Below are 21110 nucleotides of genomic sequence, written 5' to 3'. Positions count from 1 at the left end.
CGGCGCGAGGCCCACGTACTTCAGGCCCGCGTCTCCAGCCTTCCGCGGTTCTGCAGGATGTAGAGGGCGGCCAGGGACGGCGCGATGAGGACCGCGGCCGCGCCCGCGACACTCGCCAGCACCCACAACGTGGGCGTCGGCGCGGCCGCTTCGGCGATACGGAGATGAGTGCCCAGCAGGAACGGGTACTGGGCCACGCCCCAGCCGCACACCACCGTCGCCACCGCCAGGGCGGCCAGCATGCGCAGGGCGACGGGTCTCTTGCTCCTCAGCAGCAGAAGGCTGATCGCTCCGCTCAGCGCGGAAATGATGAGCAGCGGGAGGCCACGCTGACTCAACTGGCTGAACAAACGCGGGGAGTCCGCGTGCAGGACGAAGATCCCGGCCAGGCTGACCACGCCGGTGACGGCGCCCGCGAGCAGCGCGCGGTGACGGAACCACGCCTCGAGCGGCGGGCTCTGGTTCTGTCGGGCGGAGACGGTCAGATACACCGCGGCGAGGTACGCGCACACCGATACCGCCAGCACTCCGCCGAGGACGGATGTCGGGTTGTTCCAGCTGCTCACCGGGTCGCCGTTGCCGCCGGCGGGAACCCGCCCGGACGCGATGGCCCCGGCCACGCTGCCGAAGCAGTAGGGGGTGAGGACGGAGGACACCGCGAACGTCGCGCCGTAGATGCGCTGTTCGGGGGTGCGCATGGATGCCTTGCGGAAGGCGAAGCCGGCGCCCCGCAGGACGATTCCCAGCGCGGCGAGGCCCAACGGAATGTAGAGCGTGGTGGTGATGGCCACGAACGCGGTGGGGAAAGCGCTCCACAGCATGACGAGGCAGTAGATCAGCCAGGTGTGGTTGGCCTCCCAGACGGGGCCGATCGACACATCGATCAGATGACGCGGCTTGCTGCCGCGCGCCGCGCCGCCGGCGGTCAGGTCCCAGAAACCGGCGCCGAAGTCGGCCCCGCCGAAGAGCGCGTAGGCGATGACTCCGATGAACAGCAGGACCGCGATGGCATCGCTCATGTCCGCCGGCCCTCTCCCGTGTGAGCGTCGGTCAGCGGCCGGTTGGGACCGTACGGGACGTCAACTTCCTCGTCGCCCCCGTCGCTTCCCTCTCCTCCGGTTCTCCATCGCCGTGTCATGGACCGCAGGGTCAGCACGGCGGCGGTTCCCACCGCGAGGTAGATGGCCAGCGCCGCGGCGAAGAACGGCCAGAGATTTCCCTGGGTCGTCACGGCGTCCTTGGTCAGCAGCAGGCCGACGACGGTCCACGGCTGCCGCCCGACCTCGGTGACCACCCAGCCGCTTTCCAGGCACACCACGGCGACGATTCCGCTCAGGGCGGCGCAGCCCAGGAACCACCGGTTGGTGGGCACTTCCCGTCGGCGCCACCACAGCCACGCGAACCACACGACGAGGAGAAGCAGGAGCGTGGCCGTTCCCACCATGACGTCGAACGCGAGGTGGACGACACTCACCGTCGCGTCCTCGGGGCGTACCGCGGGGGCGATTGCGTCGAGTCCGCGGATCTCCGTGGAGGGACTGAACGCGGCGAGCAGCGAGGCCAGGTCCGGGATCTGGAGGCCGTAGCGCACTTCGCCGTCGATCAGTACTCCGCCGAGCGTCTCGGGAACATGGCTCTCGGTGGTGGGAAGCAGTTCGAGGGCGGCGAACTTCGCCGGTTCGTTCTGGAAGACCTGGCGGGCGACGACGTCACCGACGTAGATCTGGACGGGCAGGGTGACGGCGGCCACGGTGAAGCCGATGAGGAAGCCGAGCCGGTGATAGTGGTCGCGGCGACCCTTCAGCATTCCGACGGCGTAGACACCGGCCACCGTGAAGCCGGCGACGATATAGGCGGCGAGCAGCATGTGGACGCTCTCGAACCAGAAGGCGCCGTTGAAGAACACCTCGGCCGGACGGACCTCCACGACCTGGCCGTCACGCATGGTGATGCCGCCCGGCTGGTTCATCCAGCTGTTCGCCGCGACCACAGCGGCCGTGCCGCCCATGCTCGCCACGACCACGGGTACGCCTGTCCAGAAGTGCACCCAGGGAGGGAGCCGCTTCCAGCCGTAGATATAGATCGAGACGAAGATCGCTTCCAGAAAGAAGAAGATGCCTTCGATCGCGAAGGGGAAGCCGAAGGCGGCGCCGTAGGTACCCATCAACCCCGGCCACAGGATGCCGAGTTCGAAGCTCAGTACGGTGCCGGTCACCGCTCCCACGGCCACCAGGACGGCGGCGACCTTCGACCAGCGCTGCGCGAGCAGCAGGGCCTGCTCGTCGCCGTGCCGCAGACCGCGGTAGTTGGCGATGAGCATGAGAGCGGTGAGTGCCACCCCGAACGGCACGAGAATGATGTGAAAGCCCAGAGTGAAGGCCATTTGCTCCCGGGCGGGCAGCAACTGCGGCGGGTCGCCGGCCGAGGCCACAGCCCGAAGCAGAATCCCGGCAGCGTGAGCGGAGGATGGCATTCCCGCATCCTTCATGTGCCGGTGGGCACGGTGCCCCGGCGACACGGAGCGGCGACGAGCGACACCCGTTCAGGCGATCAGGAACGAGACCCCGTCGTAGTTGAGCTGTTCGGGTGACTTTCCGTCAGCATCGTTGTGGTGGTGTCACTCCCATGGGTTACTGAATGCATCCGAACCGGTGGGTCGCCCATCCCTTTCCCGGGAGCTCGGCAGTCGATCCATCCGTTTGTGCCTTCCCGGTAGGAAGGGCTTCAACGGCTGGGCCGCTGCACCGCGGCGAGCGATCCTGGGAAGTTGGGCGTACCGGCCGACGTGCACTGTGGACGTCGGCCGGTATACGGCCCGCCCTCACCGAGGACGCGATCCCCTCGCGCCCCACCGCGCTTGTGGCGGCAAGTCACTCGACGTATCCGCCGGCGCCCGGCACATCTCAGCCACCCACCCCCGCGTGACGCGGGTGGGCACCGTCTGCCCGGCAGGCGGCGGTCCGGGAGCCGAGCCGGTCAGCTCAAGCTGCCCGCACGGTTGGTGGGTTGAGGGTCGCGATCGGTCGGTTCAGAGGACGGTACCGGTGCTGGTTCGGCGTCCATGTCTCTTCGCAGGAGGTTTCCTCATGTCTGTGCCCGTAGCTTCCACTATCGCGTCCGCGGGTCTGCCGCTGGCGTTCCCCGTGGTGCCGCCGGTGCTCGTTGCCGGCGTGCCTGCCTTCGGTCCCACCTCCGGAGGCAACAAGGTTCTGCTTCTCGGTCTCGGTCTCAGTCCCGCCACCGGTGTTTCCTTCGGTGGCACACCGGCCACGATCGTCTCCCAGGACCTGTTCGGGTTCATCACGGTGGTCACCGCCCCGGCGCACGCGGCGGGAACGGTATCGGTGACGCTCACCACCGCGACCGGTACGAGTAACGCGGTGAGCTACACCTACATCGCCGCCCCGTTGCCCCCGACGGCCGCCAGTATCACCCCGGTGAGCGGCCCGGTCGCGGGCGGCACGCCGTTCACCATCACAGGGACGGGCCTGAGCAACGCCGCCGTGCTCTTCGGCGCGCTGCCTGCCACCGGTGTCGTGGTCAACGTCGCGGGTACGTCGCTGACAGGCGTCACCCCTCCCGGTGTCGCGGGCAACACCACGGTCACCATCATCACGCCGCTCGGCACCGCCAGTGTGCCCGGCGGGTACACATACGTCGCCGCGGCGCCCACCGCGACCGCGATCATCCCCGCCACCGGCCTGGCCGCCGGCGGCACCCCGTTCGTGATCACGGGGTCCGGCCTGAGCGGCGCCACCGTCACGGTCGGCGGCGTCCCGGCCACGGGCGTGGTGGTCGACCCCACCGGGACGGTGCTGTTCGGCATCACCCCGGCCGGAGCCGCCGGGAACGTCCCGGTCGTCGTCACCACCCCGGCCGGCAACGCCGCCGTTCCGGGTGGATACACCTTCGTGTAACCCTCAATGTCACCGCCGCCCGCCCCCGGGCCACCAACCTCCCGGGCTACCCCCACGGTGACATGGTGCCGGCCTCCCGGAATCCCCCGAGAGGCCGGCACCGCTGTGCGAGATTCCGGAAGCCATGAACCCGGCATGATCGGCTCATGGCATGGACACAACCCCAACTCGCCATGGGCGGACACTGACGGACCGACAAACAGCCACCGGGCAGCCCCCGGCGCCGGTGGCGTGCGCGGCCGCTCCGGTGGGGCCGGTCGTAAAGGATCACGACGATGGTCGCAAGAAACTGACGAATGGCTGTAGTTGAGTCGCAGAGATACGAAAACAGCTCGCAGGCATCTTGTGGAACGGGGCGCGCCGGTCCTACTGTCACCTCACCCCCACGGCGTCCGCTCCGCCGAGCGTCCCACGCGTTCCTCCTCCCCAAGAGAATCGAGCTTTAGATGTCGTGGAGCTTCAAAGGTGCCGCGGTGATCGTCGCCACGGCGGTTGGTCTCGGCGTGCTGAGCACCGGAACGGCCCTCGCCCGGCCGGACTCCGGCCGCGCTGCCGCGGGCCCCGTGGTGACGCGCGCCGCGCTCGACCCCTCCCTCGTCGCCGGGCGCGGCGCCGATGTCGGCTTCGCCGAGCAGGAGGCGGAGAACGCCACGACGAACGGCGCCGTCATCGGGCCGGACCGGGCCGCGTACACGCTGCCCTCGGAGGCCTCGGGCCGTACGGCGGTCAAGCTCACGCCCACGGAGTACGTCGAGTTCACGCTGCCCGCCGCGGCCAACGCGATCACCGTGCGCTACAGCATCCCGGACGCGCCCGAGGGCGGCGGCATCACCGCGCCCCTCGATGTCACGGTCAACGGCAAGAGCCGTAAGACCATGACGCTGACCTCGCAGTACGCCTGGCTGTACAACCAGTATCCGTTCTCCAACGACCCGAACGCGGACCTGCTGCACTCCGACTGGTGGATCACCGAGTGCTCCTGTGTCCCGGACGCCACCACGCCGGCCCCGGTGATTGCCAAGCCGTTCCGCCCGAGCCACTTCTACGACGAGCAGCGCCTGCTGCTCGGCAAGACGTACCGCGCGGGTGACACGGTACGGCTGACGGTGCCCGCCGGGAGCAAGGCGGCGTGGACCGTGGTCGACCTGCTCGACTCGCAGCTCGTGGGCGCGCCGCACGTGCGGCTGGTCGCGGCGAACGCGGTGCTGTTCGGCGCGGACCCGACCGGGCGGCATGACTCGGCGGACGCGCTGGACCGGGCCATCGCCTACGCGAAGCGCAAGCACCTCAAGGTCTATATTCCGCCGGGCACTTACCAGGTGAACCGCCACATCATCGTGGACGACGTCACGATCGAGGGCGCGGGCAACTGGTACACGATCATCAAGGGCCGCGAGGTCGCCCTCGCCGAGCCGGCCCCCGACGGCTCCGTACACACCGGTGTCGGCTTCTACGGCAAGGACGCGGCGGACGGCGGCAGTAAGAACGTGCACCTGTCCGGCTTCGCGATCGAGGGCGACGTACGCGAGCGTGTCGACACCGACCAGGTGAACGGCATCGGCGGCGCGATGAGCGACTCGACCATCGACGGGCTGCACATCCGGCACACCAAGGTCGGCCTGTGGTTCGACGGCCCGATGTCGAATGTCCGGGTCGCCAACAGCATCATCGTCGACCAGATCGCGGACGCGCTCAACTTCCATACGGGCGTGACGAATTCGGTCGTGTCGAACAACTTCGTCCGCAACACGGGCGACGACGGACTCGCCATGTGGTCCGAGAAGACCGCCAACGCCAACAACACGTTCGACCACAACACGGTGCAGTCGCCGGTCCTCGCGAACGGCATCGCCCTCTACGGTGGCACGGACAACACCGTCTCGGGCAACCTGGTCGCCGACCCGGTCCGCGAGGGCAGCGCCATCCACGTCGGCGCGCGTTTCGGTGCCGAGGCGTTCGCGGGGAAGCTGCGGATCACCGACAACACCACAGTCCGCGCCGGAACGCTCGAGCTGAACTGGAACATCGGCCTCGGGGCCATCTGGTTCTACGCCCTCGACAAGGACATCGACGCGGACGTCCGGGTGACCGGCGACCACTACCTCGACAGCACGTACAACGCGATCATGCTGGTCAGCGAGTACGCGGTGAAGGATCTGTACGCGATCAACGGCGTCCGTTTCAAGGACGTCAAGGTCGACGGCACGGGTACGTCGGTGGTCAGCGCCCGCGTCGCGGGGTCGGCGTCCTTCGAGAACGTGGACGCGCGCAACGTCGGCGCAGTCGGCGTCAACAACTGCGGCTCCTTCAACTTCACGCCCTCGGGCTCGGAGTTCGCGCTCACCGACCTCGGCTCCAACGACGGGGGCAGGGGCACGGAATCCTGGCTCGCGCCGTGGCTCCTGCCGAACACCATCACCTGTGACGACCGCCCGCCGGTCGTCACGCCCCCGGCGCCGTCCGCCTGGTGACGTAACGTCAGACAGCTGGCCGGAGGACGACCGGCGCCATGACGTCCCGCTCGGGGTCTCTGGTCCCTCATCCATTCTCTGACTAGAGTCAGAGAATGGATGAGGCGCAGATCGACCAGGTGCGGCGGTTCAACCGCACCGTCACCGAACGCGTGGGCGTGCTCCATGACCACTACCTGGGCCTCGACCGGCCCATCGGCGAGGCCCGGCTGCTCTGGGAGATCGGCGAGCAGGGCGAGGACGTGCGGCGGGTGCGCGAGCGCCTCGGGCTCGACTCCGGGTACGTCAGCCGGCTGTTGCGCTCCCTGGAAGCCGACGGCCTGGTGACGGTGGAGCCGCTGCCCGGGGACAGACGGGTGCGCACCGTCCGGCTCACCGACGCGGGCCGCGCGGAGCGCGCCGTGCTCGATGGCCGCAGCGACGAGCTGGCCGGCTCCCTGCTGGAGCCGCTCAATACCGCCCAGCGGGCCCGGCTGGTCGCCGCCATGGCCGAGGTCGACCGGCTGCTGACCGCTGCGACGGTCACGCTGACCGTCATCGACCCGGACCACCCCGACGCCCAGCACTGTCTGCGGTCCTACTCCACCGAGGTGCGGGAGCGCTTCGAGACCGGCTTCGACCCGGCGCGGAGCCTCCTGCCCGACGCGGGCGAACTCCGGCCGCCGCACGGCCTGTTCCTGGTCGCCCGGCTGCACGGCGAGCCCATCGGCTGCGCCGGTCTGAAGCTACCGCCCGGCGCCCCGGCCGAGATCAAGCGCATGTGGGTGGCGCCCCACGCTCGCGGCGTCGGCCTCGGCCGCCGGTTCCTGGCCGAGCTGGAGAAGCGGGCCGTCCGGCGCGGCTGCGACGTACTCCGCCTGGACACCAACAAGGTCCTCAGCGCCGCGATCGGCCTGTACCACTCCTACGGCTTCCAGGAGGTCGCCGCCTTCAACGACGAACCGTACGCGCACCACTGGTTCGAGAAGCGGATCACCCCGGCGTCGCCGGGTGGCGAGCGCGGCCACCGCTCCTCGTACGGCCCCGAGTAGGGTCACCCCGTCGTTGGCGTACGAGCAGAGCGGGCCGGTCAGTGAATCTGGGCATCATCGGGCAGGCGGCCGGGCTGTTCGCCGTCACGAACATCGACGACATCCTGATTCTGGCGCTGTTCTTCGCCCAGGGTGCCGAGCACCGCGGCTCCGCACGCAAGATCGTGCTCGGTCAGTACCTCGGCTTCGCCGCGATCCTGGCCGTCGCCGCGGCCGCCGCGTTCGGCGCCACCTTCCTGCCCGAGTCGGCCGTCCCGTACCTCGGTCTGCTGCCGCTCGCCCTGGGCCTCAAGGCCGCCTGGCAGGCGTGGAGGAACCACCGGGGCAGCGAGGACGACAACGGCGCCGAGGCCAGAGAGGGTGGGCCGAGCCCGCTGGAGGTCGCCGCGGTCACCTTCGCCAACGGCGGCGACAACATCGGCGTCTACGTCCCGGTGTTCGCCACCGCCGGCGTCGGCGGGATGGCCGTGTACGCCGTGGTGTTCCTCGTCCTCGTCGCCGTGTGGTGCTTCGCGGGCCACTTCTTCGCCACCCGCCCGGTCATCGCCAAGGCGCTCAGCCGCTGGGGCCACATCCTGCTCCCGGCCGTCCTGATCGCCATCGGCCTGCTCATCCTCATCGAAGGCGGAGCCTTCGGCCTCTGAGCCGACTTCACCAGCGGTTCATATCATGCTATAGGCAAATAGTGGTGATATCGTCATAAGCTGCGGCGCACGGCCCGGAGGGGCCCACGGGCTCTCGAAGGCGTGGGTGGGACCGAACCGCCCCGAATCCGGCTGACCACGCTCCGTGCGAGCATTGCGCCTCTCAACGCCGATTTCAGCCGATTTCATCTCAGCCGATTTCAATGGAGTGGGCCATGGCGACACAAACGCGTTCTCACCCGCGTGCGGCGGACACCGCCACGCACTTCAGGACCGCGATGATCCAAGGGGTGGAAGTCTTCTATCGTGAGGCCGGCCCTGAGGACGCGCCAGTAGTGGTCCTTCTTCACGGCTTCCCCACCTCGTCGCGGATGTACCGCAATCTGATTCCGTATCTTTCCGACGCTTACCGCGTCATCGCGCCGGACTATCCCGGATTCGGGCACAGCGGAAAGCCGGACCGGTCGGACTTCACCTACAACTTCGACCACATCGCCGACGTGATCGACGGCTTGCTCGACTATCTCGGTGTCAAGCGGTTCGCTGTCTACATGATGGATTTCGGGGGATCGATCGGATGGCGCCTGGCCGTCAAGCACCCGGAACGCATCAGTGCCATCGTCCTCCAGAACGCACCCCTCTACCGCGAGGGAAGCAACCCCGACGGGTTCTGGCACGACCTCATTCCGTACTGGAAGGACGGCACGGCGCAGCACCGCGACGCCGCCCGTTCCTATGTGACACCGGAGTGCACGAAGGATCAGTACCTCGACGGGGTAGCCGATCCTTCACTGATCGACCCGGATTGCTGGCTGACCGACCAGGCACTTCTGGATCGTCCCGGGGTGGACGAGATCATGCTCGACCTCCTGTACGACATCTCCAAGCAGGAAGTCGCCTTCGAGGCGGCCAAGGAATTCCTCCGCACGAATCAGCCCCCCGCGCTGATCGCCACGGGTGCCAATGACGGTGTGTTCCCCGAATCCAACCAGCGTCTTTTCCTGGACGACCTTCCCCATGCGGAATTCCACGCGCTGAACACGGGACACTTCGCGCTGGAGGACAAGAGCGCCGAGATCGGCGATCTGATGCGGGAATTCCTGGACAGGAAGCTCGCTGAGTAACGACTAAGAAACGGACAGCGCCGAGGCGGCCAAGGCTATGCGCCCCCTGCGAGGGAACAGCGCAAGCCGATTACGCGGTCCAGACGTACGGCGGCCAGCAGGTCGTGTTCAGCTCCGTGCTCCAGTCGTCCTCGCCCAGTACGCCGGGGCAGTCCCTTCCGGCACGGCGCGCTGGCTACCCTTGCGAAATGACGATGTACGAGACCGTCCATGTGAGTGTTGACGCGATGATCGAGGACCTCAGGAGGCTCGTCGAAATCGAGTCTCCATCGCGCGATCTCGACGCCTTGAGGGTATCGGCCAATGCTGTCTCCGCTGTCATCGAGAGCCGCCTGGGCGGGCAGGCCATCCTCGTTGAGAGCGAAGCCGGGCCGCACGTCCACTGGTCAGCCGGTGGCGATCCCACCGTGCTGATCCTCGGTCACCATGACACGGTGTTTCCGCTCGGTACCTTTGAACGCCGCCCGTTCATGGTCGAAGACGGGCAGGCAACCGGCCCCGGGGTCTTCGACATGCTGGGCGGTCTAGTACAGGGCGTTCATGGCCTGGCGACGCTCGATGACCGGTCAGGCGTCGAGATCCTGGTGACCGCCGACGAAGAGGTTGGCTCCCGCTCCTCTCGAGCTCTCATCGAAGAACGAGCCCTTGCTTGCGGCGCGGTGCTCGTACTCGAGGGCGCGGCGGATGGCGGAGCCCTGAAGACCGGCCGTAAAGGCTGCGGCACGTTCCAAGTCTCCATCGCGGGCCGGGCGTCGCACGCGGGCCTTGAGCCCGCGGCCGGGGTCAACGCCCTGATCGAAGCAGCACACCAGGTACTGGATATCGCAGCGCTCGGCCGACCCGATATGGGCACGACTGTTACCCCGACCGTGGCGTCCGCAGGAACCCTGGACAACGTCGTTCCCGCACAGGCCACCGTCATCGTCGACGTACGGGTCGAGTCGGCCGACGAGAAGGAACGAATCGAGTCCGCGTTCGCAGCACTGGCCCCGCATCTCGATGGGGCGGAGATCGCGGTTCAGGGAGCTGTCAGCCGGCCCCCAATGCCTGAGTCGGCGTCGGCCGAGCTCTTTGCGGTGGCAAAGCGGCTGCTTCCTGACCTCGAAGGCAAGGCGGTTGGCGGCGGAAGCGACGGCAACTTCACGGCTGCACTCGGGGTGCCCACACTTGATGGCCTGGGAGCAGTCGGGGGCGGCGCCCACGCCGACCACGAGTACCTGGTGATCGAAGCCATGGCCGAGCGGGCGAACCTTGTCGCCGGACTGGTGAAGGCGATTCAAAACGCATAGGCGAACGAGGTCGACCGTCGTACTCACCGCGACGCTCTGCGCAGTCGTGGACGGCAGGAACTGCGGGGATCCCGCACCGCCGACACCCCGGCAAGGCACGTGCGCGCGGCCGCAGCCGCCGTGATGCCGGCACGGACACACGCACAGGCCGCAGGCGAAGTACGCCGGCGATGCCCGCGCACTTCGCCTGCGGCCTCCCCCCTGGCTCAGGCGCAACGAAGCCCCGGGGACTGCACCGGCCGGATGGACCGCCTCCGAGGTGGGGAGCGTAAATCCGCGGACAGTCGAGTCAGGGGAGGGGCAGAACATGGGAACGGTGCTGTTAGCGGTGTCAGCCGCCGTGGCCGGGATGGTCGTCGTCGGGGGATTGGTGCGTGCCGGTCGTCGTGAGGCGGGGGCGGAGCGGGCGCGGCTGGTGGAGCAGGGCCGGGTCCAGGCCCTCCGGTCCATGGAGGCGGTCTGGATGCTGGGACACCGCGAGTTCGAGGAGTACGTCGCGGAGTTGTGCCGCAGGGACGGTTGCACCGAGGTGAAGCGCGTGGGCGGTGCCAACGACCTGGGCGCCGATGTGACGGGACGGCTGCCGGACGGCCGGAAGATCGTGGTGCAGTGCAAGCGGTACGCGAAGCACCGTACGGTGGGCAGCCCGGATCTCCAGAGGTTCAACGGCACCGCCCGCGATGAGCACGGAGCGGACGTTCCCCTCTTCGTGGCCTCGTGCACGTTCACCAAGCAGGCCCGCGCCTTCGCGGCCCGGCACCGCCTGGTGCTCATCGATGTCGACCTGCTCGGGTTCTGGAACAGCGGTACGGCCCTGACGGCGCTTCTCGATCTGGACATCGGCCGGTCCGGAACCAACCGCAGGCTGACCCCGGACACGTGAGCGCCGGCCACGACCGTGTCCTCTCACCGGCCGGCGTCCGGACACGACCCGGATCAGGGCGCCTGCGCCTCCAGGTGGTACGTCGTGTCGACCCAGAAGCCGCTCGTGGACCTGGCCTTGATCTCCAGTACGTACTGGCCCGGAGTGAGCGGCGCGATCCCGCCCCAGATCCCCCAGGCGAAGCGGCGGGTCAGCCCCGTCCGGAACGGCGCGGAAAACTCCTGCAGCGCCAACGGAATGCCGTTGAGCAAGGCCGTGGCCTCCGCCACCGCCAAGGACTGGGGGACCTTCGAGTACGACCTGGTGTGCTGCATGTTGAGAACGGGGAAGAAGACCGGCTGGTCAGAGGGGACCGCACAGCGCCGCACCACGCGGCCGCCGTAGGTGCCGGCGAGGAACCAGAGGTCGTTCGGCTGGTTCCAGGCGGCGTGTTCGCCTGTTACGTCCCTGACCGGGCTGCGGCCCTCAGGGGCGGACAGAGCCCACTTCCACCACCGGCCCGCGAGTACCCCTCCCTCCTTGTCGCTCAGCTTCCACGTGCTGTCGATCGATTCCGTACCGCTCATGACACCCCTCCCGCACACTGCCCCCTGACCTGGGGCCAGTCTTGAACAAGCGGACAGACACTACTCCGCGCGGGTCAAGGACGTGACGCCGGTCGCACCCGTCGGACGGATACCCCAGTGGGGCTGGCGGGAGGGCTCAGTAGGTGCAGTCGTTCCAGTGGGGATCGTCCCAGCGGTCGGCCTCGGCGAGCCCGAGCAGCCGTACGTGATGGAGCAGCTCCTCCGAGGCACCGTGTGCGCGAAGGCGGGCGGGGGCGTGGCGGGCCAGCCAGACCGTCAACTCGGTGCGCATGGCGGCCTCCTCGTCCTCGTCGCGCCAGCTCGTCCAGGGGAGCTGGTCCTCGCCCCGCAGGTCGTACTCCCACTGGGTCACCGCTTCCATCAGGTGCCGGTCGGCCACCGTGTGCGCAGTGGTTTCCCAGGTGTCGAGCCAGGGAGCGAGCGTGGCGGTGGCTTCGGCGCACAGTGCGAGGACCAGGTGCACGGGTACGGCGGGGCCGGGATCGGCCAGGGTGTGGGCCCACCATGCGTGCAGAAATTCCTGGACCGCGGCGGCTTCTTCGGCCGGCCCCTGCTCCCACCGCCCGCGAGCGATTGCCCGCCCGGCTTCCTCGATGTCGAAGTCGTCGACCAGGCCACGGACGAGGGCGGCAGCGAACTGAGGCAGGATCCGGCGTATCACGGAGGGGCTGTCCGCCCAGTCCGACGCCTGCCAGGTCCGGCGCAGAAGGTCGGGATCCAGCTCCACGTCCGGCACCTTCAACAGCGCGAGTTCCTCGGCGCTGCCCCAATGGCACTCGCAGTTGCGTTCGTCGGGGCGGGCGGTCATCCCTCGGAAGGTGGCATCCAGGCGTTCCAGGGCCGCGTCGAGCCGACGCTGTACGGGCATCCGGCCGAAATCCTTCATCAGCGGTGTCCTCGGGGGACTCCGGGCGGTGATGCCACCCGAAGATCACAACCTTACCGGCTCCGCGACGAATGCGGGGGCGCGGCGTGGAGGAGTACGGACACTTCGGATCGGACTGAGTACTGCTCGGTCAGAGAAAATGCGATGCGTGCCGACAGAAAGCCCGTCAAACTCACGGGCATGACTGCGAAGATCACGCGCCTCAACCCGGAGCAGTTGCATGAGACGCCCGGCTATCACCACATCACCGTGGTGGAGGCCGGCCGGACGGCCTACTTGGCCGGGCAGTGCCCGCTCGATCGGAGCGGTTCCCTCATCGGATCCGGATCCCTTGAGGTGCAAATCGACCAGGTCGCGGCGAACGCGCTCACCGCCCTGACAGCGGTGGGTGCCCAGCCGGAACACGTGGTGCGCTCGGTGATCTACGTGCGGAGCGACGACACCGATGTCCTGGGTATCGCATGGCGTCGGCTCACCGACTCAGTCATCGGACCGGCGTTCACCACCGCCAGCACGCTTCTGGGCGTTGCGCAGCTGGGCTTCACAGGACAGCTCGTTGAGGTGGACCTCACCGTGGCGCTACCCGACTGAGCCAAGCCATCAGACGGCGACAGCGGATCGGCGTCCAGAACGACGCCCCGCGCGCTGGGGAGCGGGATCCTCCAGGTGGACGGCGCCGTGGGACAGGACGACCATGGGGGGGACGGCCAGCGGCAACGAAGGCGGCACGTCGCCGTGCGCGCAGGGCGACGTGGCACGGCTGGGGCTAAGGACTCCAACGGGCATCCGAAGCTGTGGAGGAAGAACCATGGTGACGACGAAAACCGGCCGGGGAGCCGAGGCGTGGCCGCGGTTGCGGGTCGCTGACTGGACCGAGACGCGCGACACACTGCACATGTGGACGCAGATCGTCGGGAAGGTCCGGCTGGCACATGCTCCGCTGCTCAATCATTGGTGGCAGGTGACGTTCTACGTCAGCCCACGGGGATTGACCACCTCCACCATCCCCTACGGCGCCGGCGCCTTCGACATGGAGTTCGACTTCATCGACCACACACTGCGCCTGCGCACCAGTGAAGGCGGCGCCCGCAGCATCGGGTTGGAGTCCATGCCGGTGGCCGACTTCCACGCCCGTGTCCTACGGGCCCTGGACGAACTGGATGTCCCCACCACGATCCAGGGACATCCGAATGAGGTCGAGCCGGCGATCCCGTTCGCAGAGGACTTCCAGCACCACACGTACGATCCGCATGCCGCGCACCTGTTCTGGCGCCAGCTTCTCCATGCGAACCGGGCGCTGGGCGAGTTCCGCAGCTACTTCGTCGGCAAGGTCAGTCCGGTCCATTTTTTCTGGGGCTCCATGGACCTGGCCTGCACCCGCTTCTCCGGACGCGGTTCCCCCCGCCACCCCGGAGGCGCGCCGAACTGCGGTGACTGGGTCATGGAGGAGGGCTACTCACGCGAGCTGAGCAGTTGCGGCTTCTGGCCCGGCGGCGGTGACGAGGGGGCCTTCTACGCCTACGCCTACCCTGAACCTGACGGATTCGCCGACAGCCCTGTCACCCCCTCCGAGGCGTTCTACAGCCAGGCGAACGGCCAGTTTCTCCTGCCGTACGAGGCGGTACGCACCGCCGCCGACCCCGATCGAACGCTCTCCGGCTTCCTGCACACCACCTACGAGGCCGCCGCCGTGCGAGGCGGATGGGACCGTACGTCGCTGGAGGAGGATCCGGCCCGCTGGAGCGGGCACCGGTAGAAGCCACCGAAGCCCCCACGGCAGCGTCCGCCACTGTACGACTCACCGCGTCATCCGGCTTCGCGCCCGCAGGAGCAGAGCAACCGTGACGGACCCGCACACCACGTGGGCCCGACGTGTCGTTCGCTCATGGCCCGGCCGGTGGTGGGAAGAAAACCATTCACCACCTCGACCGTAGGATTGATGGAATGGATATTCATCCCGTCTCCTTCGGGCACCCCGACGTCGTCAAGCTCAACGCTCGCGTGCAGCTTGAATACGCTGAGCGATACGGGGACGAGGGCGACGTCACGCCCCTCGACCCGGCTATGTTCGAGCCGCCGCAGGGTCTGTACCTGGTCGTCTACGACGATCAGGGTAGCCCGGTCGCCACCGGCGGCTGGCGCAGCCAGGACGAGAACAACCATGGGTACACGGACGGTGACGCGGAGATCAAGCGCATGTACGTGATCCCGGAGGCGCGCGGCCGCGGCCTGTCCCGGCTGGTGCTGGCCGCCCTGGAGGACGACGCCCGTGCCGCGGGCCGCACCCGTATGGTCCTGGAGACCGGCACCGAACAGCCGGAGGCCATCTCTCTCTACTCATCCAGCGGCTACGAGCCCTGCGTCAAGTTCGGCCATTACCGCTTCCACGAGCTCAGCCGCTGCTACGCCAAGCCGCTGGCCGCCGGGCAGCAGAGCGCGGCTCCCACCGCGATCAGCGAGCGAAAGACAGCGACGGTGGAGAGCTCGCACCGGTAGTACGCATGCCGCAGCAGCCAGGGCGTGTGCCTGCGATCTTGGGTTCGACGGTCGGGTCCGTCCTGGCGGCCATTTAGGATCCGTCCATGATCGCTGACCTGCAGTGTGTGGTGCTGGACTGTTCTGATCCGGCGGAGCTCGCCCGGTTCTACCAGTCGCTACTCGGTGGGACCGTCAATCAGCAGGATCGGCGGTGGGCGCTGAGCGATGGCTGGTCGACACTGCACACGCCGTCCGGTCTCGTCCTCGCCTTTCAGCGGGTGGCGGACTATCGGCCGCCGTTGTGGCCCGACCCTACCCGCCCCCAACAGTTCCATCTGGACTTCGGTGTCGCGGATTTGGACCGAGCCCAAGAGCAGGTGCTGACCCAAGGGGCGACGGTATTGGACGACGGGTCCGACGGACGGAGCTGGCGTATCTACGCCGACCCGGCAGGACACCCGTTCTGCCTGGTCCGGCACTGAGACAAGATCACGGTCGGAGCCAGATGAGGAGGGCTATGGCGGTGACGGTGCCGTCAGCCGTCGGACGGTGAACACCTCCTGCGGCGCCACCGGTACGACCATGCCACGGCGTCCGTGCCCGCCTGCCGCAGCAGCTCGAAGCCGCCCACGCCGGAATCCCCAGGCGCGAGTTTCACGGCCCCGGCCCGGGATCCGGCTTCACGGCCTTGGCGATTCCGGCGCGGGCGGCTTCGAGCTGGGCGGCGAAGGCTATGCCGAGGAACAGCGCGACGCCGGTCAGGTTGGCCCACAGCAGCAACGCGACAAAAGCCGTCAGGGGTCCGTACACGGCGCCGAAGGAGCCGCTCTTGGCGACGTAGAGAGCGAGCAGCCACGTGGCCGCGACCCACAGCACCAGATGGACCGCCGAGCCGAACGCGAGCCAGGTGTAGCCCGGTTGGTCCCGGCGAGGAGCCCAGCGGAAGATCACCGCCGAGGCGATCCAGGCGAGAGCCATACCCACCGGTAGTTGAAGCACGTCCCACCAGCCGTTGGTGTCACGGGACCAGTCGAAGGCCTCCACCACCGACTCTCCCACGGCTTCTCCCGCGACGAGCACCAGAAATCCCAGGACCATGGGCATACCGGCCGCCACGGCGAGCAGCAGGGACCGGCCGTACTTCCTGAGGAACGGCCGGTCGCGTTCGATGCCGTAGATGCGGTTGGCGCCTCGTTCGACCTGCGCCATTGCCGAGGCCAGATTGAGAAGGGCGAAAGCCAGACCCAGCCACATGGCGACGGCGCTCCATGCGCCGGAACCGGCACTGTGCCGTGTCCTGGCCAGAGCGTCCTGGACCAGGTCCGCGCTGGCGCCCGGCACGATCCGGCCGAGGGTCAGCTCGGTGATCCGCCCCAGGCTCTCCGTATGCACGGTGGTGGCCACGCCGACCAAGGCAATGGTGAACGGCACCATACCCAGGACCACTTGGAACCCGAGAGAGCGTGCGCTGGTGAAGCCGTCGGCGTAGCGGAAGCGGGAGAACGCGTCCATGAGCAGGCGGCGACCTCCGTACCGTCGCAGCGCGGCCAGCGCCTCGTCCCCGGAGAGCTCGTCCCCGATCATGTCCCGGGTCTGCGGGACGTGCACAGCGGTTCCCATGACGTGCGTCTCCTCGCGTCGTTCGCCCGGCGGCAGCGCGGCCGCCCGCCGGGAACACGGCCCGCCCTACCTTCTCCCCTGACGCGAGGGATTCAGCCGCCCAGAACCCAAGAGATGGCCTCGCGCTGAGCGGGTCGTGCGTCATGGCCGGCTTTATCAAGCAGTAGTGAAATCCCTTGCCGACGGGTTTGGGGGGCGCCCCGTTCCACAGACCGGGGACGTGGATGAGTTCGGGAGGCACCGGAACCGTACGGCGAACATCAGCGTCCATCCGGGCGTCCGCAAGATCATGAACGCTGATGGAGGACCTCGCGCATGACTGGAACAGCCCCCCGCTACCTCTACCTCGCGCGGCATGGCGAGGCTTCGCCGGACGAGAGCAGCTTGACGGACAACGGCCGCCGTCAGGCGGTACTGCTTGGTGAACGGCTTCAGCGCAGCCCTCTCTCAGCGCTCTATCACGGCCCACTCCCGCGAGCGGAGGAGACCGCACGGCTGATCTGCGACCAACTCGACGACGTTCCCTTGCAGCCTTCGGAACTGACCGGCGACTACATCCCCTACGTGCCGCAAAGAGAAGAGCTGCCTTCGGAGCCGGCCGACGCCATGCTCGGCCGCCTGGCCCAGTTCCCGACCGAGGAGCGCGAAAATGGTCCGGAGCTGGCTCGGAAAGCTCTCGCACGGTTCACTGGACCAGTTGACGGTGACGAACCGCGCCACGAGCTGATCGTCACCCACAACTTCCTCATCGGCTGGCTCGTCCGAGACGCCCTCGACGCACCGAAGTGGCGCTGGATGGGCCTCAACCACGCCAACGCCGCGCTGACCGTCATCCGATACGCGCCCGGCCGACCCGCTTCCGTCCTCTTCTACAACGACATGCGGCACCTTCCCGCAGGGCTTCGCTGGACTGGATTCCCGCCCGAGCTGCACGTCTGAGAGCGGCGATCCACCGACTGCTTCAGCGGACGACACATCGCCGGCTGCTGCTCAAACTCACCGCCAAACGCTGCCCTTGGAAGGGTTCTGGCTCACCTTCTACTCGTCATCTGCCCAGCGCTGGACCACATTGGAAATGGGAATGGGGGTACCGAGTTGCTCCGATCCCGGTTCGCTGACGCCGGGAATGTTCACGTCTTCAGCCTTCAACGCGGTCCGCATCATCCCGGGAGATGGACGACGTGATCTCTCAGCGCTGGGTCGTCGCCCCCCACATCTACCAGGCGGCAGCCTGAAGCACGTGTACGGCGATGTCCTGAACCGACCGGTCATCCGTCGGGATGCGGATGGTGCCCGGTGGGGCCTCCTCGTCCAAATGCCGTGCCATCCGCAGACTCCGCTCGATGTGAGCGGACAGTTGGGATCCGATTTCCCGTTGAGCGAGCCGCTGTCTCACAGTGGTTTCCTCAGCCGTGAGGAGGACGCAGGTAACACTGATCTCGCCGCCGCCCATGGCCCGGCTGATCATCGGCTCTTCCAGGACGCTCACCGTATTGGTGTAGATCAGGCGATGCTGGCCAAGAGCGGTGTAGTTGGACCAGACCGCGGCGATGTTCTGTTCCGTGATCGCTGTACGACGGGGGTCATCGTCGGGGGCCGGATGAATCTGGTCCATGTAGTCCCCCTCGATCAGGCAGTGCGCCGTTCCTTTCCCCTGCAACGCGGCGGATACCTCCCATGCGACAGTCGTCTTCCCGACACCCGCACCACCACCGATGAGCAACAGTTCGTAAGTAGTCATGGCCTGTCAGCCTGGCAGAGCCCGGACTACCACGGCATGTGGTTTGGCCTGGGACGCGGCGCATCCGGCAGGTTTTCGCTGACTGCCTCGCCGGCCCGCGACGCCTCCGAACGCGGCTGGGACCACGAGGTTGAACGTCACCGCTGCACCGTCTCGCTCATGCCGGGGGCCGGTGTTCCGGGTGGTTTATGTGGGGTGGTTGTTGGTGAGGTGGGTGGCGCTTTTGAGTCCTCCGATTTGGTAGTTGAGGGTGAGGGCGTGGTGGAAGGTGAGGGGGCGGGTGTGGGTGCCGGGGATGGGGTCGAAGGGGAGGTTGGTGGCGGGTTGTTGGCAGTTGGTGGTGGGGCAGATTTGTTGTTGTTGCATCATGAGGAGGGTGAGGGCGGTGCTGATGCATCCGGCGGGGGCGCCGTTGTGGCCGAAGGTGCCTTCGTGGGAGGTCATGAGGAGGTTGTGGGGGGTGGGTCCGTAGAGGGTGGTGATGGCGTTGGCTTCGAATTGGGTGACGGTGGGGTTGCCGTCGCTGGCGCCGTGGATGTAGGGGATGTGGGTGATGTCGTGGTTGCGGAGGCAGCGGCGGATGGCGTTGACGAGTTCTTTTCCGGTGTGGTCGCTGGCGAGGGGGTTGGCGAGGCCGTCGCGGGTGGTGGTTTGGTTGAGTACTTGGCCGTAGGGGTGGGCGCCGCGTTGGGTGGCGTGTTGGCGGCTTTCGAGGATGAGGGTGGCTGATCCTTCGCCGTGGTTGATGCAGGTGGCGTGTTGGTCGTAGGGGCGCATGAGGGTGTTGAAGGAGGGGAGGAGGGTGGGCATGTCGGTGGTGCGGATGGTGTTGTAGGTGTGTTGTGCGCCGTGGAGGAGGTTTTGGATGTTTTGGATGAGGTTGATGTTGAAGACGTCGACGCCGGTGACGGCGACGATGTCGGCTTCGCCGTCGCGGATCATGGTGCGGGCGTGGCCGATTTGGAGGGCGGAGGAGGCGCAGCCGCAGGAGAGGGTGTAGCAGGGTCCGTTGGTTTGGGTGAGTGCTCCTTGGACGAGGGCGACGTCGGAGGGGGTGATGGCTTGTTCGGCGGCGACGAAGAGTTCCATGGCTTGGGCGGCGGTGGTGGTGTGGGGGTCGGCGTTGAGTACGGAGAGGTAGCTGTTGATGTTGGCGTCGATTCCGCCGCGTCCGACGAGGATGGCTGCGTGGTTGAGGTCTCCGTTGTGGATGTCGAGTTGGGCGTCGGTGCAGGCTTCGGTGAGGGATACGAGGCCGTAGCGGTGGGCGTTGGTGTAGTGGGCGGAGAAGAAGGGGGGGATGTGGGGGAGGCGTTCGTTGAACATGTCGTCGGTGAGGTTGACGGAGCCGTAGTAGATGCCGTCGTGGTCGAGGCAGGTGGCTCCGCGGGAGGTGATGTCCCATAGGTCGCCGGCGGTGAAGACGGGGTGTTCTTCGCCGGGGAGGCAGAATCCCATGCCGGTGACGATGGCGTCCCGGGGGTGGCTGGTGTTGCCGGGGTCGGTGGCGGGTGTGTTCATGAGGTGCCTGCGAAGGGTGTCGGTGTCGTCACGGTGATCCTCCCGGACCAGTCGGTCACGCCTGTGCGGGGCGCCCGCAAGAGGATGAACGCGGGCTTGTAGCGGGGTCGTTGGGGCGGCCCGCCTGGAGGTGAACGCGGGCTTGCAGCGGGGGCGTTGCGGGCTTGTGCCGGGGTGGGTGGCTGGGCTGGGCTGGGGGGGGGGGGGGCTATTCGGCGATGTAGGTGCGGTAGCTCCACCGGTAGACGGGGCAGAGTTCGCCGTTGAATTCGGCGTATTGGCGGGTGAATTCGAAGTGTTCGTAGCCGTTGCCCCGCAGGATTTTGAGCCGTGTGTCGCAGGGGCCGGGTTGCAGTTTCCAGGTTGCGGGGGTGCCGTCGGGGCCTCCGCGGAGGATTGCGTGTGTCGGTTGGGGCATGGCACTCACCCATCAGTGAACCGAGGGGGAAAGAGGGGGTGCTGCGGGGGCCGGCCTGAACGGGCGCTTCCGTACGGCCCGCTGAGGGGCTGCCGGGCAGCGGGAAGAAAGGGGTCAGCCGGTACGGCCGGTCATACGGCCAGTCATGGGGCCGGTCATACGCCGGGGATATGGCCAGTCATGGGGATGTGGCCACTCATGGGGCCGGGGGTGCGGCCGGGCGTATAGCCGGGGATGCGGCCATGGCCGTGCAGGTGGCCGGGGACGCGGCCAGTCATGGGGCCGGCCATGGGGCTGGTCATACGGCCGGTCATGTAGCCGGTCATACGGCCATGGCCGTGCAGGTGGCCGGGGACGCCGCCAGTCATGGGGCTGGTCATATGGCCGGTCATGCAGCCGGTCATGCGGCCGGGGATGCGGCCGGTCATGGGTCCGGGCGCGTGGCCGGGGCCACGGCCGGGCAGGTGGCCGGGGATGCGGCCGAGTGTGTGGCTGGGGGG

Annotated in this window: 21 protein-coding genes; 12 read left to right on the top strand and 9 right to left on the bottom strand. The window is 67.8% G+C overall.

Annotated features, from left to right (window positions below; genetic code table 11):
* Window positions 1–20: 20 nt before the first annotated feature.
* Complete coding sequence (locus ACZ6MZ_RS16420) at window positions 21–1019, bottom strand: cytochrome d ubiquinol oxidase subunit II (RefSeq protein ID WP_389788708.1); 999 nt, start codon at window positions 1017–1019, stop codon at window positions 21–23.
* Entirely contained in the window at window positions 1016–2383 is a 1368-nt protein-coding gene (locus tag ACZ6MZ_RS16415; protein WP_469352494.1) for a cytochrome ubiquinol oxidase subunit I, read from the bottom strand. The genes ACZ6MZ_RS16420 and ACZ6MZ_RS16415 overlap by 4 nt, the downstream gene beginning before the upstream one ends.
* Window positions 2384–3086: 703 nt before the next feature.
* Here ACZ6MZ_RS16415 and ACZ6MZ_RS16410 point away from each other — a divergent pair.
* The 7 genes from ACZ6MZ_RS16410 (at window position 3087) to ACZ6MZ_RS16380 (ending at window position 11359) form a co-directional block, all read left to right on the top strand.
* Complete coding sequence (locus ACZ6MZ_RS16410) at window positions 3087–3917, top strand: IPT/TIG domain-containing protein (RefSeq protein ID WP_469352491.1); 831 nt, start codon at window positions 3087–3089, stop codon at window positions 3915–3917.
* 446 nt (window positions 3918–4363) lie between these two features.
* Window positions 4364–6388 (top strand): glycosyl hydrolase family 28-related protein, encoded by a 2025-nt coding sequence (locus ACZ6MZ_RS16405; protein ID WP_469352489.1) that lies wholly within the window; start codon window positions 4364–4366, stop codon window positions 6386–6388.
* A gap of 95 nt (window positions 6389–6483) precedes the next feature.
* Window positions 6484–7419, top strand: a complete 936-nt coding sequence (locus ACZ6MZ_RS16400; protein WP_469352487.1) for a bifunctional helix-turn-helix transcriptional regulator/GNAT family N-acetyltransferase — start codon at window positions 6484–6486, stop codon at window positions 7417–7419.
* A 41-nt stretch (window positions 7420–7460) separates the two neighbouring features.
* Complete coding sequence (locus ACZ6MZ_RS16395; protein ID WP_469352485.1) at window positions 7461–8063, top strand: cadmium resistance transporter; 603 nt, start codon at window positions 7461–7463, stop codon at window positions 8061–8063.
* 215 nt (window positions 8064–8278) lie between these two features.
* Entirely contained in the window at window positions 8279–9187 is a 909-nt protein-coding gene (locus ACZ6MZ_RS16390) for an alpha/beta fold hydrolase (protein WP_469352483.1), read from the top strand.
* A gap of 188 nt (window positions 9188–9375) precedes the next feature.
* Window positions 9376–10476 carry a M20 family metallopeptidase gene (locus tag ACZ6MZ_RS16385; RefSeq protein WP_469352481.1) on the top strand — a complete coding sequence of 367 codons (1101 nt, stop codon included), beginning with the start codon at window positions 9376–9378 and terminating at the stop codon, window positions 10474–10476.
* Between the two features lie 307 nt (window positions 10477–10783).
* Entirely contained in the window at window positions 10784–11359 is a 576-nt protein-coding gene (locus ACZ6MZ_RS16380) for a restriction endonuclease (RefSeq protein WP_469352479.1), read from the top strand.
* A gap of 53 nt (window positions 11360–11412) precedes the next feature.
* Here the strand turns inward: ACZ6MZ_RS16380 and ACZ6MZ_RS16375 are convergent, their stop codons facing one another.
* On the bottom strand, window positions 11413–11925 hold the full coding sequence (locus tag ACZ6MZ_RS16375; RefSeq protein WP_469352477.1) for a hypothetical protein: 513 nt from the start codon (window positions 11923–11925) through the stop codon (window positions 11413–11415).
* Between the two features lie 136 nt (window positions 11926–12061).
* Window positions 12062–12814 (bottom strand): hypothetical protein, encoded by a 753-nt coding sequence (locus tag ACZ6MZ_RS16370; RefSeq protein WP_469352475.1) that lies wholly within the window; start codon window positions 12812–12814, stop codon window positions 12062–12064.
* A 198-nt stretch (window positions 12815–13012) separates the two neighbouring features.
* Here ACZ6MZ_RS16370 and ACZ6MZ_RS16365 point away from each other — a divergent pair, with 198 nt between their 5' ends.
* The 4 genes from ACZ6MZ_RS16365 to ACZ6MZ_RS16350 all read left to right on the top strand — a co-directional run bounded on the left by ACZ6MZ_RS16365 (window position 13013) and on the right by ACZ6MZ_RS16350 (window position 15792).
* Window positions 13013–13423 carry a RidA family protein gene (locus ACZ6MZ_RS16365; RefSeq protein WP_384180323.1) on the top strand — a complete coding sequence of 137 codons (411 nt, stop codon included), beginning with the start codon at window positions 13013–13015 and terminating at the stop codon, window positions 13421–13423.
* A 217-nt stretch (window positions 13424–13640) separates the two neighbouring features.
* Window positions 13641–14588 (top strand): DUF5996 family protein, encoded by a 948-nt coding sequence (locus ACZ6MZ_RS16360; protein WP_389788688.1) that lies wholly within the window; start codon window positions 13641–13643, stop codon window positions 14586–14588.
* A 188-nt stretch (window positions 14589–14776) separates the two neighbouring features.
* On the top strand, window positions 14777–15328 hold the full coding sequence (locus ACZ6MZ_RS16355; protein WP_469352472.1) for a GNAT family N-acetyltransferase: 552 nt from the start codon (window positions 14777–14779) through the stop codon (window positions 15326–15328).
* Window positions 15329–15414: 86 nt separating this feature from the next.
* On the top strand, window positions 15415–15792 hold the full coding sequence (locus ACZ6MZ_RS16350; protein ID WP_469352471.1) for a VOC family protein: 378 nt from the start codon (window positions 15415–15417) through the stop codon (window positions 15790–15792).
* Window positions 15793–15964: 172 nt separating this feature from the next.
* Here the strand turns inward: ACZ6MZ_RS16350 and ACZ6MZ_RS16345 are convergent, their stop codons facing one another.
* Entirely contained in the window at window positions 15965–16930 is a 966-nt protein-coding gene (locus ACZ6MZ_RS16345) for a YihY/virulence factor BrkB family protein (RefSeq protein WP_469352470.1), read from the bottom strand.
* 315 nt (window positions 16931–17245) lie between these two features.
* Here ACZ6MZ_RS16345 and ACZ6MZ_RS16340 point away from each other — a divergent pair, with 315 nt between their 5' ends.
* On the top strand, window positions 17246–17869 hold the full coding sequence (locus tag ACZ6MZ_RS16340; RefSeq protein ID WP_469352468.1) for a histidine phosphatase family protein: 624 nt from the start codon (window positions 17246–17248) through the stop codon (window positions 17867–17869).
* A 277-nt stretch (window positions 17870–18146) separates the two neighbouring features.
* Here ACZ6MZ_RS16340 and ACZ6MZ_RS16335 read toward each other — a convergent pair whose 3' ends face one another.
* From ACZ6MZ_RS16335 to ACZ6MZ_RS16320, 4 genes are all read right to left on the bottom strand, one after another.
* Complete coding sequence (locus ACZ6MZ_RS16335) at window positions 18147–18671, bottom strand: AAA family ATPase (protein WP_469352466.1); 525 nt, start codon at window positions 18669–18671, stop codon at window positions 18147–18149.
* Between the two features lie 186 nt (window positions 18672–18857).
* Window positions 18858–20192 carry a beta-ketoacyl synthase N-terminal-like domain-containing protein gene (locus tag ACZ6MZ_RS16330; RefSeq protein ID WP_389786143.1) on the bottom strand — a complete coding sequence of 445 codons (1335 nt, stop codon included), beginning with the start codon at window positions 20190–20192 and terminating at the stop codon, window positions 18858–18860.
* Between the two features lie 208 nt (window positions 20193–20400).
* Window positions 20401–20610, bottom strand: coding sequence for a DUF5988 family protein (locus ACZ6MZ_RS16325; RefSeq protein WP_384180339.1), 210 nt, complete (start codon window positions 20608–20610; stop codon window positions 20401–20403).
* 155 nt (window positions 20611–20765) lie between these two features.
* Complete coding sequence (locus tag ACZ6MZ_RS16320) at window positions 20766–21038, bottom strand: hypothetical protein (RefSeq protein WP_469352463.1); 273 nt, start codon at window positions 21036–21038, stop codon at window positions 20766–20768.
* Between the last annotated feature and the right edge of the window lie 72 nt (window positions 21039–21110).

The organism is Streptomyces sp. NPDC042201 (assembly GCF_055582185.1).
The sequence above is the reverse complement of the archived record's forward strand: the minus strand, read 5'-3'. Positions and strand labels throughout refer to the sequence as shown.

What these genes read in the sequence shown, in the direction of transcription:
- ACZ6MZ_RS16365 (WP_384180323.1), top strand. Translation starts at nt 13,013, where the DNA reads ATGACTGCGAAGATCACGCGCCTCAACCCGGAGCAGTTGCATGAGACG.
- ACZ6MZ_RS16320 (WP_469352463.1), bottom strand. Translation starts at nt 21,038, where the DNA reads ATGACCGGCCGCATCCCCGGCCGCATGACCGGCTGCATGACCGGCCAT.
- ACZ6MZ_RS16375 (WP_469352477.1), bottom strand. Translation starts at nt 11,925, where the DNA reads ATGAGCGGTACGGAATCGATCGACAGCACGTGGAAGCTGAGCGACAAG.
- ACZ6MZ_RS16370 (WP_469352475.1), bottom strand. Translation starts at nt 12,814, where the DNA reads ATGCCCGTACAGCGTCGGCTCGACGCGGCCCTGGAACGCCTGGATGCC.
- ACZ6MZ_RS16355 (WP_469352472.1), top strand. Translation starts at nt 14,777, where the DNA reads ATGGATATTCATCCCGTCTCCTTCGGGCACCCCGACGTCGTCAAGCTC.
- ACZ6MZ_RS16390 (WP_469352483.1), top strand. Translation starts at nt 8,279, where the DNA reads ATGGCGACACAAACGCGTTCTCACCCGCGTGCGGCGGACACCGCCACG.
- ACZ6MZ_RS16410 (WP_469352491.1), top strand. Translation starts at nt 3,087, where the DNA reads ATGTCTGTGCCCGTAGCTTCCACTATCGCGTCCGCGGGTCTGCCGCTG.
- ACZ6MZ_RS16400 (WP_469352487.1), top strand. Translation starts at nt 6,484, where the DNA reads ATGGATGAGGCGCAGATCGACCAGGTGCGGCGGTTCAACCGCACCGTC.
- ACZ6MZ_RS16345 (WP_469352470.1), bottom strand. Translation starts at nt 16,930, where the DNA reads ATGGGAACCGCTGTGCACGTCCCGCAGACCCGGGACATGATCGGGGAC.
- ACZ6MZ_RS16335 (WP_469352466.1), bottom strand. Translation starts at nt 18,671, where the DNA reads ATGACTACTTACGAACTGTTGCTCATCGGTGGTGGTGCGGGTGTCGGG.
- ACZ6MZ_RS16360 (WP_389788688.1), top strand. Translation starts at nt 13,641, where the DNA reads ATGGTGACGACGAAAACCGGCCGGGGAGCCGAGGCGTGGCCGCGGTTG.
- ACZ6MZ_RS16415 (WP_469352494.1), bottom strand. Translation starts at nt 2,383, where the DNA reads ATGGCCTTCACTCTGGGCTTTCACATCATTCTCGTGCCGTTCGGGGTG.
- ACZ6MZ_RS16420 (WP_389788708.1), bottom strand. Translation starts at nt 1,019, where the DNA reads ATGAGCGATGCCATCGCGGTCCTGCTGTTCATCGGAGTCATCGCCTAC.
- ACZ6MZ_RS16330 (WP_389786143.1), bottom strand. Translation starts at nt 20,192, where the DNA reads ATGAACACACCCGCCACCGACCCCGGCAACACCAGCCACCCCCGGGAC.
- ACZ6MZ_RS16325 (WP_384180339.1), bottom strand. Translation starts at nt 20,610, where the DNA reads ATGCCCCAACCGACACACGCAATCCTCCGCGGAGGCCCCGACGGCACC.
- ACZ6MZ_RS16405 (WP_469352489.1), top strand. Translation starts at nt 4,364, where the DNA reads ATGTCGTGGAGCTTCAAAGGTGCCGCGGTGATCGTCGCCACGGCGGTT.
- ACZ6MZ_RS16380 (WP_469352479.1), top strand. Translation starts at nt 10,784, where the DNA reads ATGGGAACGGTGCTGTTAGCGGTGTCAGCCGCCGTGGCCGGGATGGTC.
- ACZ6MZ_RS16385 (WP_469352481.1), top strand. Translation starts at nt 9,376, where the DNA reads ATGACGATGTACGAGACCGTCCATGTGAGTGTTGACGCGATGATCGAG.
- ACZ6MZ_RS16350 (WP_469352471.1), top strand. Translation starts at nt 15,415, where the DNA reads ATGATCGCTGACCTGCAGTGTGTGGTGCTGGACTGTTCTGATCCGGCG.
- ACZ6MZ_RS16340 (WP_469352468.1), top strand. Translation starts at nt 17,246, where the DNA reads ATGACTGGAACAGCCCCCCGCTACCTCTACCTCGCGCGGCATGGCGAG.